This window comes from Frankia nepalensis, from assembly GCF_016786325.1.
Taxonomy (GTDB): domain Bacteria; phylum Actinomycetota; class Actinomycetes; order Frankiales; family Frankiaceae; genus Pseudofrankia; species Pseudofrankia nepalensis.
Genome location: NZ_JADWYU010000032.1, coordinates 1 through 8,852, shown reverse-complemented (window position 1 = coordinate 8,852; position 8,852 = coordinate 1). Strand labels below are relative to the sequence as shown.

8 protein-coding genes are annotated in these 8,852 nt (G+C 69.7%); 4 read left to right on the top strand and 4 right to left on the bottom strand.

The window, feature by feature from the left end; translation table 11 throughout:
- Nucleotides 1–89: 89 nt before the first annotated feature.
- On the bottom strand, nucleotides 90–1,298 hold the full coding sequence (locus I6A81_RS01390) for an amidohydrolase family protein (protein WP_203006936.1): 1,209 nt from the start codon (nucleotides 1,296–1,298) through the stop codon (nucleotides 90–92).
- Nucleotides 1,299–1,506: 208 nt separating this feature from the next.
- Entirely contained in the window at nucleotides 1,507–2,034 is a 528-nt protein-coding gene (locus I6A81_RS01385) for a nuclear transport factor 2 family protein (RefSeq protein WP_203006937.1), read from the bottom strand.
- 148 nt (nucleotides 2,035–2,182) lie between these two features.
- Between I6A81_RS01385 and I6A81_RS01380 the strand changes: the two genes are divergently transcribed.
- A complete protein-coding gene (locus I6A81_RS01380; protein ID WP_203006938.1) occupies nucleotides 2,183–3,070 on the top strand; it encodes an LLM class F420-dependent oxidoreductase in 888 nt (295 codons plus the stop codon).
- A gap of 154 nt (nucleotides 3,071–3,224) precedes the next feature.
- Here I6A81_RS01380 and I6A81_RS01375 read toward each other — a convergent pair whose 3' ends face one another.
- Complete coding sequence (locus tag I6A81_RS01375; RefSeq protein ID WP_203006939.1) at nucleotides 3,225–4,241, bottom strand: SDR family NAD(P)-dependent oxidoreductase; 1,017 nt, start codon at nucleotides 4,239–4,241, stop codon at nucleotides 3,225–3,227.
- 101 nt (nucleotides 4,242–4,342) lie between these two features.
- On the opposite strand from I6A81_RS01375, the gene I6A81_RS01370 reads away from it, so the two are divergent.
- Nucleotides 4,343–4,735, top strand: coding sequence for a nuclear transport factor 2 family protein (locus I6A81_RS01370; RefSeq protein ID WP_203006940.1), 393 nt, complete (start codon nucleotides 4,343–4,345; stop codon nucleotides 4,733–4,735).
- Between the two features lie 94 nt (nucleotides 4,736–4,829).
- On the opposite strand, the gene I6A81_RS01365 is transcribed toward I6A81_RS01370, so the two are convergent.
- Nucleotides 4,830–6,413, bottom strand: coding sequence for a flavin-containing monooxygenase (locus I6A81_RS01365; RefSeq protein WP_203006941.1), 1,584 nt, complete (start codon nucleotides 6,411–6,413; stop codon nucleotides 4,830–4,832).
- A 238-nt stretch (nucleotides 6,414–6,651) separates the two neighbouring features.
- Here I6A81_RS01365 and I6A81_RS01360 point away from each other — a divergent pair, with 238 nt between their 5' ends.
- Complete coding sequence (locus I6A81_RS01360) at nucleotides 6,652–8,178, top strand: acyl-CoA synthetase (protein ID WP_203006942.1); 1,527 nt, start codon at nucleotides 6,652–6,654, stop codon at nucleotides 8,176–8,178.
- Between the two features lie 58 nt (nucleotides 8,179–8,236).
- Nucleotides 8,237–8,743: a DinB family protein gene (locus tag I6A81_RS01355; RefSeq protein WP_203006943.1), complete on the top strand. Its 507-nt coding sequence runs from the start codon at nucleotides 8,237–8,239 to the stop codon at nucleotides 8,741–8,743.
- Nucleotides 8,744–8,852 lie beyond the last annotated feature (109 nt).

The window sequence follows — 8,852 nt, the reverse complement described above, 5'->3', positions numbered from 1 at the left end:
TAAAACCCCCCCCCGGGGGGGCCCGCGCCGGCCCCCGGGGCCGGGGCGGCGGTCCCGAGCTGTCGGGGTGGCGCGGCTCCCGTCGCGGTTCAGACGCCGGCGGGGGTCTCGAGCTTCGCCGGGTAGCCCATGAGCGTGGCGAGGTTGCCGCCCATGAACTTGGCGACCCGCTCCTCGTCGTCGATGTAGGCCAGCAGGTCCTCGGCGTACTTGGCCGGCTCGGCCAGGCCCTCCGGGTGCGGGTAGTCGGACCCGAACAGGACGTGGTCCTCGCCCAGCAGCTCGGCGAGGTCCGCGTAGTTCTCCTCCCAGAAGGGGGAGATGTAGATGCAGCGGCGGATGGCCTCGACCGGGTTCTCCGGGAAGTCCTGCGGCATCTTCTTGTAGAGGTCCTTCAGGGCCTTCAGCAGCGGCGCCACCCAGGCCGCGCCGTTCTCGATGACGGCGACCTTCAGGTCCGGGAACCGGGTGAGCGCGCCGTGGCAGGCCAGGGCCGCCACGGAGTCCTCGATCGGGCGCCACGCGGACAGCATGCGGAACGCCTGCGGCTGGAACGGCAGGAACTCGCTGTTGTTGCCGTACCAGTCATTGGTGTAACGCTCGTAACCCGAGTCGGACGAGTGCATGCCGACGATCAGGTTGTTGTCGACGATCTTCTGCCACACCGGGTCGAACTCGGGGAAGCCGAAGGACCGCGAGCCACGGAAGCCGGGCACCGGCGCGGGCCGGATCAGAACGACCTTGGCTCCGCGCTCGATCACCCAGTCGAGCTCCTCGAGGGCCTTGTCCACGATCGGCAGGGTGATGACCGGCGTGGTGAAGATGCGGTCCTCGTAGTTGAACTGCCACGTCTCGTACATCCACTCGTTGAGCGAGTGGACCACGGCGTGGATCAGGTCCGGGTCGTCGCGCATGCGCTCCTCGACGAGGCTGGCCAGCGTCGGGAACAGCAGCGTGCGGTCGACGCCCTGCTCGTTCAGGAGCTCCAGGCGCGCGGCCGGCTCACGGAAGGCGGGAATCGACCGGATCGGCGCGCCGAAGATCTCCCGGCGGCTCTTCCCGTCCGGATTTCCCTTCCGGTAGTACTCCTCCTGGGCACCCGGGCGCGCGACCACATCGAACGTGGGGTTCGGAATGTAGTTCGAGATCTGCCCACGAACCACGATCTTGGTACGGCCGTGCACATCGACGTAGTCGATGGCGCCCTTGTACCTGTCGGGCAGGTGCTTGGTGAGTGCGTCGCGCGTCTCGTACAGGTGGTTGTCCGCGTCGAACACAGGGAACCTGGGACTGGTCATGACCGAACCATAGGTCGTTTCTAACACTCGTGTCAACTGGCGCCCGAGCCGCTCGCCGGACATGCCGATCACACCACGATCAAGGCTCTGAGCTGGCAGTTTTTCCGATCCAGCCGGGCCGGCCGGCGCGCATGGGCGCCCGAAGGACAACCAATACCCGATCTTGCCGCCGCCCAGGATCCGACGGACGCGCGGACAGCGGCCCGCGTCAGCGCTCGATCTGGCGGAACAGCGCGTAGGAGGGGTCGGCGGGGTCCCGGCTGCCGCCTCCGGGCAGCCGCGCCGTCACCGGCCGGTCCTGCTCGTCGAAGTCCAGCACCCACACACGGTGCTCGATGGCCCACCGGCCACCCCGGCACGACCAGCGGTCCAGGTAACGGCCGACGTAGAGCTCCTCGGTGTAGCCGTCACCCACGGCGGTGCGAAGGCGCACCGTGACGTAGGACTCGCTGGCCGCGCGATCGCCGGCGACCGCTATTCCGATGGTCGCGATCTGATGGGAGTGCGCCGAGCGCCGCAGATGGTTCCGGGAGACCTGGTCCACGAAGTCCCGCCCGGCGCCCTGGAAGATCGCCGCGCCGTAGTCCGCCGTGCCGTCCTCGTGCCAGACGGCGTATCCGAGCTCGTCGTCGCGGCGGTCCATCGCGCGGCAGTAGTTGTGCAGCTGCTGGCGAATCGCCTCGCGCGCCGCGAGCTCCGCCAACGCCGCCAGCGTCTCGTCCTCCGTGCCGCTCACCGTCGTGTGATCGCTCTCCGCTCGGCGTGGACCATATAGTGCACGGCCAGGTGCATCATATGAACCGTCGACCAGGGCCGCCAGGGCTCGGACACGCCGCCCCGGCGACCGCGACGGGCCCCGAATGAGGACTACGGAGGCTGTCCGGATGAGGCTCGGCGTCACCTTCCCGCAGAACGAGCTGGCCAGCGATCCGGACGCGCTCCGGCGGTTCGCGATGGCCGCCGAGCAACTCGGGTACGACCATCTGCTGCTGTACGACCACGTCGTCGGCGCCGTCCACGGCGTGGACCGGCAGCCGCCGTTGCCGGAGCGCTCCTACCACGAGAAGGACCCGTTCCACGACCCGCTGGTCGCCTTCGGCTACCTCGCCGCGGTCACCCGGCGAATCGAGCTGGTCACCGGCATTCTGATCCTCCCCCAGCGCCAGACGGTCCTGGTCGCCCGGCAGGCGGCCGACGTCGCCCTGTTCTCGGAGGGACGGCTGCGGCTCGGCGTCGGCATCGGCTACAACGCCGTCGAATATCACGCACTCGGGCAGGAATGGGCCACCCGTGGCCGCCGGCTCGACGAGCAGATCCCCTACCTTCGCCGGCTGTGGTCCGGCGAGCCCCAGCAGTTCAGCGGCCGGTTCGACCAGATCGACCGCGCCGCCCTGTGTCCACCACCGAACGGGCCGATCCCCATCTGGCTCGGCGGCTCGTCCGAGGCCGCGTTCCGCCGCGCGGCCCGCCTCGCCGACGGGTTCATCTTCGGCTACGGACTACGCGAGGACGCCACCCTCGCCTGGCAGCGGGTCCAGGAGCTGCTGCGCGCGCAGCGCCGCGCTCCGGAGGACTTCCGGGCGTTGTTCAACCTGCTGCCGAACGAGCCGGGCAGCTGGCTCGGGCAGACGGTGGCGGCCCTCCCGCGGCTGCGCGACGCCGGCGCGACCGACGTCGCCGTGACCAGCGCCCGCAACGGGCTGACCACCCTCGACCAGCACCTCGACTTCATCGCCGAGATGAAGCAGCGAGCCGACGCCGTTCTCGGCTAGTCGACGGCCGTCAGGGTTGCCCCACTCATGACCGCCGCTTACGCCCCCGGTGGTCGTAGACAGGTCCGAATCGTGACCACGGCGGGGCACAAACGGCGATCATGCGCGGGATCGAGCGAGCGAACCTCGGCGGGGCCGGAAGAAGTCGACGGCGCTACTCGTAGAAGTGGCCCAGGAAGTGCGTCGACCAGTCCAGGGGATTGCTCGGCACGTAGTAGCCGGTCTCGTCCTGGATGGCCGCCCAGTTGGCGGCGACGTCGTCGACGTCGACCTTGGCCGGGTCGGGGTTGAGGTAGCCCTCCGTGACACCGACGAAGAGCCGGGCGAACCGGCCCCCGCCCGCCAGGTACACCTCGCCGCTGACGGCGCACTCCTCGTGCGCCAGGTAGGCGACCATGGGGGCGACCGCGGCCGCGCTCAGGTCCGGGACGGCGCGGAATCCCTCGGTCAGCGGGGCGCTGGTGGGCGGGGCGGCGTCCGCCGGGGCATCGCCCGTCGCCGCGGCACTGGTCGAGGAGGTGTCCGCCGGGGCGCCGTCGGCGGGGGCGCTGGACGCGGGCTTGTTGGCAAGCCGGGTCATCGCGTTCGGGCCGATGACGTTGATCCGGATGTTCTGCTTGCCGGCCGCCGCGGTCATGCTCCGGGCCATGCCGATCATCGATGCCTTCGACGTCGCGTAGCCGAGGTTGTCCGCGAGCCCGAACATGCCGATCGACGTCGTCAGCACGATGCGCCCGTAGCCCTGCTCCACCATGTGCGGCCACGCCGCGCGCACGGTGTTGAACGAGCCCTTCACGTGCACGTCCAGGTGCGCCTCGAGATTGGCGAGGTCGATGTCAGGAAGGCCCGCCCAGACCATGTTCCCGGCATTGTTGATCAGGATGTCGATGCGCCCGAACTCGCCGACCGCGGCGTCCACGACCGACTGGCCACCCTCGACGGTCGACACGTCACTGAAGTTCGCGATCGCGGTGCCACCGGCGGCCCGGATCCCGTCGACGACCCTGTTCGCCGGGGCGGCATTCGCCCCGACGCCGGTCGACGAGCCGCCCAGGTCGTTGACAACCACCTTGGCCCCGAGCTGGGCCAGCAGGACCGCGTAGGCCCGTCCGATGCCGCGGCCGGCGCCCGTTACCGCCGCGACCCGTCCGTCGAAGGAGATCCTGCTCATCGGGGTGGCACCCTTCCTCTCCACGGCGGGCGCCCGCACCTGGGCGGACGCGACGCTAGGCTTTCTTGTACCGATCGGTCAACTTACTCCGGAGGAGCCGCATGAGCGCCGACTATGCCGATGCCGTCGCACGGATCCGCGACACCATCGCGGCGTATGCGCAGGCTGTGGACGACGCCCGCACCGAGGACGTCGTCGCCACGTTCCTGCCTGATGGGTCAGCGTCCTTCCCCGGCTCGGAGGTGCTGCACGGCCACGACGCGATCCGCGCGACCTACTCCAAGCTGACGCCGGGGGTGCCCCAGCGGCACGTCGTGCTGAATATCCACGTGACCGACTTCGACGGCGAGTCGGCGTCGGCGACGAGCGACCTGCTCTTCCTGGTCAAGGGCGAGAGGGGCTGGTCGGTCAAGCTCGTCGGCCGTTACACCGACCGCCTGCGCGCCAGCGGCGAGCAGTGGCTCTTCGCGAGCCGTGAGCTGGTCTTCGTCTGAGCGGAGAAGCCCGCGCGCGGAGGCACCGTGCAAGGAACAAGCACGGGCCTCCGGGCGCGGGACGAGGAAGCAGGCTCGGTCAGCCAAGGCCCGGTCAGCCAAGGAAGCCGGCGTAGCCGCTCTCGACCGTCTTCTCCATCACCCGCAGCAGCGCCGGCCGGCCGGCCGGGTTCAGCAGGAAACGCCGTGGCTTGCCCTCCACGTTCGTCCCGTAGTACTGGCCGTGCTCGACGAAGGTGGAGAACGGCAGGGCCTTCGTCATCGTGGCGGCCCATCTCTCCTCGGTCTCGAGCGGGACCTCGATGCGGTCCTGGCCGCGCTCGCGCGCGCGGCAGATCAGGTCGGCGACGAAGTCGACCTGATCACCGCCGTAGCGCGGGTTGTTGCCCGCGGCGCCGTGCGGGCCACCCGGGAAGAAGAAGTTCGGGAAGCGGTGGCACATCAGGCCCAGGAAGGTGCGCGGGCCGTCCGCCCAGTACTCGTTCAGGGTCAGTCCGTCCACACCGCGGATGCCCATGCCCAGCATCGCGCCGGTGGCGAAGTCGAACCCGGTCGCCCAGACGATGATGTCGAACTCGCGCAGCCCGTCCGCCGTCTCGATGCCGGCCTCGGTGAGCCGGACGAACGGGTGGCGGCGCGTCGAGACCAGTTCGACGTTCGGCCGGTTGAACATCTCGTAGTAGTCGGTGACGAACGGCGGCCGCAGCGAGCCGTACCCGAGGTCCGGGATGAGCAGGTCCGCGACCGCCTGGTCGGCGACGATCCCGCGGATCTTCTCCTCGATGAAGTCGCAGAACTCCTTGTTCGCCTTCGGGTCCAGCATCATGTCTTCGTAGTTGCTGTTCATCTTGGCGAACCCGGGGCTGTTCCAGATCCGCTCGTAGAACTCCCAGCGCTGGTCCTTCGCGTCATCGAAGGTCTTGCGGCCCGACGGCTCATGCAGGAAGCCCGCGACCGAGACGGCGAGCGTGTTCCTGATCTTCTCGAAGTTGGCCTTGAGCTCGGCCTGCTGCTCGGCGGAGATCGGGTGGTTGTTGAGCGGCGTACACCACGTCGGCGTGCGCTGGTACAGCGTCAGCGACGCCGCCTGCTCGGCGATGACCGGCGCGACCTGCACCCCGGAGGAGCCGGTGCCGACCACGGCCACGCGCTTGCCGGCGAAGTCGACGGCCGTCGCCGGCCACCGGCCGGTGTGGTACTGCTCGCCGGCGAACGTCGCGCGGCCGGGCACGTCCGGGTACTGCGGCACCGAGAGCACACCCGTCGTGCTGACCAGGTAGGTGGAGCGGACGACATGGCCGTCCGCGGTCCGCGTCGTCCAGGTCCGCGAGGCCTCGTCCCACTCCGCGGCGATGACCTTGCTGCCGAATCGGATGAGGCGGCGAAGGTCGAACCGGTCGACCACGTGGTTGATGTAGCGTTCGGTCTCCGGCTGGGCGGCGAACTCCTCGCTCCACTCCCACTCGTGCCAGAGCTCTTCCGAGAACAGGTACCCGTAGGTATAGCTCTCGGAGTCGAAGCGGCATCCGGGGTAGCGGTTCCAGTACCAGGTACCGCCCACGCCGTCGCCCTGTTCGAGCAGCTGCACGGAGTAGCCGTCACGCCGCGCGCGGTAGAGCTGGTTGATTCCGAGGATGCCCGCACCCACGATGACGATGTCGACGTCTGCTTGTTCCATGTCTCCTACATCGGTCGCGGCGGCGCCCACAGAGATCTTTTGTACCGACCGGTCCAGAGGTTCCATGAAGCTATCCGACGCCTTCAGGGGCGTCAAGAAAAGGAGCCGAAGCTCCCGTCCGGCCGACCAGGTAGGCCCGCGCCCGGCCAGAGACGACACGGGCACCCGTTGAACCGGCGGGGAGATCCGGCTACCGTCACGCTGTTTGTACCGGTCGGTCGAAACGGAGGAAGGCGCGATGAGCGCTCCGGACATGAACTGGGTCGGCGTCCTCGCCCACCACGCGGACCGCGCTCCGGAGAAGCCCTTCGCCGTCTACGAGGGCGTCACCGTCACCTACCGCCACGCGCTCGAGGCCGCGGCGGCCGTGGCCGCCGGCCTGCGGGCCCGCGGGATCGGCGCGGGCGACGTCGTCGCCCTGCTCGCCTACAACAGCGTCGACTTCCTGACGACGATCTTCGCGGCGAACCACCTCGGCGCGGCCGTCATGCCGCTCAACTGGCGGCTCGCGGCGCCCGAGCTGGAATACATCCTCGACCACGCGCAGGCCCGCGCACTCGTGGTGGACGAGGATCTGATCGCGCTCGGCACCGACGCGACCAAGCAGCTGCCGGCCATGTCGCGCATCGTCATCGGGCCGGCGGCCCCCGACGGGTGGACGCGCTTCGCCGACCTCGGCGACGGCTCGGCGCCGCCAGCCGAGCGAGCCCAGGCCGCCGGCGACGACATCCAGCGGCTCATGTACACCTCGGGCACCACCGGGCGCCCCAAGGGCGTAATGATCACGCACGCCAATCTCGCGTGGAAGAACTACGCCCACATCACCGAGTTCGGCTTCACCGCCGCGGACATCGGCCTCGCCTGCGGCCCCCTGTACCACGTGGGCGCCCTCGACCTCGTGACCACGTCGATCATCGCGGCGGGGGGGACGACCCACATCCACCAGACCTTCGACGCCGCCCGCGTGGTGGACGACATCGAAAGGTCGCGGATCACCGTCGTGTGGATGGCGCCGGCGATGGTTCGCGCGGTCCTCGACCTCCCAGGCGTCGACGAGCGCGACCTGTCCTCGGTCCGCGTACTGATCGGCGGCGGCGAGAAGATGCCGCTGCCCCTCATCGACCGCATCCAGAAGGTGTTCCCGTCGGCGTGGTTCGCGGACGCCTACGGCCTCACCGAGACGGTCTCCGGCGACACCTTCCTCGACGCCGGGAGCATCCGCGCCAAGCGCGGCAGCGTGGGCCGGGAATGCCTGTACCTCGAGCTCGACATCTGGGACGAGGACTCCCGCTCGCTGCCCGCCGGCGAGGCCGGTGAGATCGTGCTGCGCGGGCCGAAGGTCTTCAAGGGCTACTGGCGGGACCCCGAGGCGACCGAGCGCGCCTTCGCCGGCGGCTGGTTCCACACCGGCGACATCGGCGTGCGCGACGAGGACGGCTACGTCTTCATCGTCGACCGCCTCAAGGACATGATCCTCTCCGGCGGGGAGAACATCGCCGGCTCCGAGGTCGAGCGCGTCCTCTACGAGCACCCGGCGGTTCTCGAGGCCGCCGTCATCGGCCGCCCCGACGAGAAGTGGGGCGAGGTCCCGGTCGCGTTCGTCGCGCCGCGGCCGGGGACCACCGTCACCGCCGACGAGCTCGTCGACCACTGCCGAGGCAGCCTCGCGAAGTTCAAGGTGCCGAAGGCCGTCACCTTCATCGACGCCCTCCCCCGCAACCCCTCGGGCAAGATTCTCAAGCGCGAGTTGCGCGGCCAGCTGTAACACCCGTCGCGGTCTCCTCAGGGCCCCGTGGGATGACGTCGCGGCTACGGTCTTGTGCATGGAGACGCTCCCGCTCCCGCGCCCGCCGGCCCTGCGGGTGATGCACGCGAACACCGCCGGTGAACGCGAGATCCTGGAGGCGTTCCTGGACTTCTACCGGGACGTGCTCGTTCACAAGGTGCTGGGTCTCGGCGACCAGGACGCCAGACGGCGGCTCGTGCCGTCGCTCACCACGCTTGCCGGGCTCCTCCGGCACCTGACCACCGTTGAGCGCAACTGGTTCCACCGGCTGACCGGCGAGGATCCGGACCTGCCCGACAACTCATGGGTGCTGACCGAGGCCGACACGCTCGACGCGCTGCTCGCGGACTGCGAGCGCGCCTGCGCCCTGTCCCGGCAGGCGGCGGCCGGCTTCGCGCTGGACGACGTGGTGGCGCACCCGGACGCGGGCGAGGTGTCGGTGCGCTGGATCTACGTCCACATGATCGAGGAGACCGCCCGCCACGCGGGCCACGCCGACATTCTCCGAGAGCTGACCGACGGCACCACCGGCGTCCTCGGCTGACCACCGCCCATTGACCACGCCCATCTCAGGGCGCGTTCCTCGCTCGTCGTGGGGGGGGGAATTTGGTGTGGGTGGGGCGCGGCGCCCCCCAAAAAAAACCGGGCGGGCG

Bases quoted from the DNA above. Each gene is read 5' to 3' on its own strand.
- I6A81_RS01380 (WP_203006938.1), top strand. From the start codon at position 2,183: ATGAGGCTCGGCGTCACCTTCCCGCAGAACGAGCTGGCCAGCGATCCG.
- I6A81_RS01370 (WP_203006940.1), top strand. From the start codon at position 4,343: ATGAGCGCCGACTATGCCGATGCCGTCGCACGGATCCGCGACACCATC.
- I6A81_RS01360 (WP_203006942.1), top strand. From the start codon at position 6,652: ATGAGCGCTCCGGACATGAACTGGGTCGGCGTCCTCGCCCACCACGCG.
- I6A81_RS01365 (WP_203006941.1), bottom strand. From the start codon at position 6,413: ATGGAACAAGCAGACGTCGACATCGTCATCGTGGGTGCGGGCATCCTC.
- I6A81_RS01355 (WP_203006943.1), top strand. From the start codon at position 8,237: ATGGAGACGCTCCCGCTCCCGCGCCCGCCGGCCCTGCGGGTGATGCAC.
- I6A81_RS01390 (WP_203006936.1), bottom strand. From the start codon at position 1,298: ATGACCAGTCCCAGGTTCCCTGTGTTCGACGCGGACAACCACCTGTAC.
- I6A81_RS01375 (WP_203006939.1), bottom strand. From the start codon at position 4,241: ATGAGCAGGATCTCCTTCGACGGACGGGTCGCGGCGGTAACGGGCGCC.